This is a genomic window from Candidatus Thorarchaeota archaeon (assembly GCA_013388835.1).
In the GTDB taxonomy this organism is placed as follows: domain Archaea; phylum Asgardarchaeota; class Thorarchaeia; order Thorarchaeales; family Thorarchaeaceae; genus JACAEL01.
Genome location: JACAEL010000011.1, coordinates 1 through 2,584 on the forward strand (window position 1 = coordinate 1; position 2,584 = coordinate 2,584).

The window sequence follows — 2,584 nt, forward strand, 5'->3', positions numbered from 1 at the left end:
ATGCTCAGGTGATAAGCTGGGAGTTCGTATTGGGTCTTCTGAGCCAGTGGCTAGAGATTGTAATAGGCGTCTGCATCGAAACGACCGCCATGCTTGTTCTGGCAGCTGGCATCTGCAGAAGGTTTATTTCCGAGAAGTGGGGTGAATTCAAGGGCGCCGTCAAGTGGGCAGTCATCTCGATTGCATTGAATCTCGTATTAGCTCTAGCAACTCTCTATCTCTTCGTCTTCATATATGAGCAGTCTGTGTACCAGTTCAGGAGGCAGCAGTGAGTGAGCATTCCTCTCGAAATCTTCATACTCTGCGGCATGATTCTTACCCTTGTGGCATTCTTCTCGGGGCCAGTCGTGTTCTTATGGGGTGCCTACCATGAGCTTAACAACCGGCTCATCCGCTTCTTCTTCGGTTCCGGAAGAAGAGCTATCATTACAGTTGCAGTGATGTACCATGCGGCCTTCTATCTCGGGCCCGTTCTTAATACGCCATTGTCCGATTTATGGCTAGTCTATCTCTTGTTCGCCCCGCTCCCCGCGACATTAACTATCTTCTATGCGGTGATGTACATCCCGTTCAGAATCGGACGCTTCTCCTTTGCTCTGCGGGACGTGTCAGTCATGGAGCGGCTGGAGGAACTGCACAAGAAAAACAAGTTGGACGACGACTCGCTGAGAAGGGGCCTAGGGACAATCCTCAGAGGCGCACAGAGCGGCAACACGAGGTCGCTTCGAGTTCTCGAGGAGACCAGGTCCCGGACAGACGAGTTTGGTCAGAGAGTGAACAGCGTCCTGACACTCCTTGAGCAATCAGTGTGACTTCAGCTGCCGGCTGAGTTCATAAGGATGACCATGCACCGCTTCAGTTCTTGAATCCCGACATGTCATCAAACATGTGTTCATTCTCGGACAGAGGGTCGACTACTACTCGCTTGTGGACATGAGGGTGCAGGACATCAACGTGGTGGCCGACCTGAACAGGCACGAGCCTAACGCCCCCAATCCGACAGAGCCAGCAGAACATGACGGTACAGGCTCACCAACATCGCCACAGCAGGCTGGTGCTGATGTCAGACTGACGCAGGCAGCGCGGTGCTTGACAGTCTATTGGACCGGATGGTGGCCTCTACTGCATATGGTCGTTGTTCATGAACTGGCGCATCCGCAGACCACGCTGACTCTACACACTCATACAGCCAAGAACCTTCTTGGCCAGACGGAGTACAGCTCGTGCAGTATCACTGGGGATGCAGGGGTTCTCGGTCCAGCAGATGAGGACGATGAGTGGATGGACACTCACCTGCAGACGATTGTCTCCGACGTGCTCATGATGTCCATTACACTTGCGGCTGGACTACTGGAAAGCGCTGTGAGAAGCCCAACGCCAAACCCCGCCTTGATTGTGGTGGCCTCTGCACTCTTGACAACCGCGGCACTGCTAGCCGTGACCCTCCCGTCTGTCTTTGCACTCTATATGGTGAACAAAGGTGAGTGGACCAGAGCGGACGCGGGCCGGTTCCTGTGGGAGATTGCGTATGCTTGGATTACTCGTTCACTTCCCGTGTTTGGTTCGCTCGCTCTTGGTCAAGCGGGAGCATCAGCCGGATTACTCAAGGCAGTCGCGACGGCACTTGCTCGGTTCGCGTGGTTGGGAAAGCTGTTAGAGTTCTTCTTGGTGGCAACCTTTGCAATCCTGTTGGTTGGCATTGCTCTGGCTATAGAAGCGGAGATGTGGCTGAGGGGCTGAGAAGACCATGCGTCTACAGCGCCGCAGCTACCTTCGGCATCGTGTTTCCGAAGCACAAGTCTGAATACATTGAAGACCGAATCGGATTCGGAGGAATAGACATGAAAAAGAGATATGCTGCTCTGATTCTGCTGGTCGTATTCGTACATCTGGCAATTCTTGTGACGACTCTGCATTGGTACTGGGCGACCCACGAGGAGTGGCTGATTCCCATAATCGTCTCATGGTTCTGCTGGACCACCTCGAGCTTGCTGGTCGGCTGTTGGACATGGTATGTTGTGTTTCCATATCTGAACACTGTCGTCGGTTGTACCACTGTGAAGACAGGACGGCCACTGCACATACCCCGGGAGCGGTCTGCGGGCTGGAGATGGGGTTTCGGCGTAGGCATACCGCTTGTGGCGGTCTTCTTGGGCATTCTAGCACTTCTCTATTACCCGAGAGGCTGGACTAGTAGTCTGTTCATAGTCGCATGGGTGGTGCTCCTCTTGAGCGTCCTTCGACGCCATCGCTTCTTCGCTGAGCCATCCAGTTCTGAGGCGACGACACAGGAGGCTGCGTGACGCGCATCCATCGCCACTCCCGGTTCAAGGACTCTACTTGTCTCTCAATGGTGGACCATCATACTGGACCTGTTCTCTGTGTCGTCGCATGTCCCTCCCTGGCAATGTCAGGACCACTTGAACACAGTATCCGTGCACCACCATGGTCTGCGAAGCCGGGGGTTTTCCCCACGATGTGACCAGCAGACTAGGATTGGGTGCGTCAGTCTGTCAGACAGGGACAGGCGTTGCGTGCTGCTCGTGCACTGGGGCGATGCATGGGTTGGGAGCCAAGAAGCATG

At 54.5% G+C, this 2,584-nt stretch carries 4 protein-coding genes; all 4 read left to right on the forward strand.

The features are described 5' to 3' along the window. The coding region (locus HXY34_01575) for a hypothetical protein (protein ID NWF94810.1) at positions 1-272 on the forward strand (272 nt) is incomplete at its 5' end. Continuing rightward, complete coding sequence (locus HXY34_01580) at positions 273-812, forward strand: hypothetical protein (protein NWF94811.1); 540 nt, start codon at positions 273-275, stop codon at positions 810-812. A gap of 76 nt (positions 813-888) precedes the next feature. Further along, positions 889-1,740: a hypothetical protein gene (locus tag HXY34_01585; GenBank protein ID NWF94812.1), complete on the forward strand. Its 852-nt coding sequence runs from the start codon at positions 889-891 to the stop codon at positions 1,738-1,740. After that, positions 1,725-2,303, forward strand: coding sequence for a hypothetical protein (locus HXY34_01590; protein NWF94813.1), 579 nt, complete (start codon positions 1,725-1,727; stop codon positions 2,301-2,303). Before HXY34_01585 ends, HXY34_01590 begins: the two co-directional genes overlap by 16 nt. The last annotated feature ends 281 nt before the right edge of the window (positions 2,304-2,584 follow it).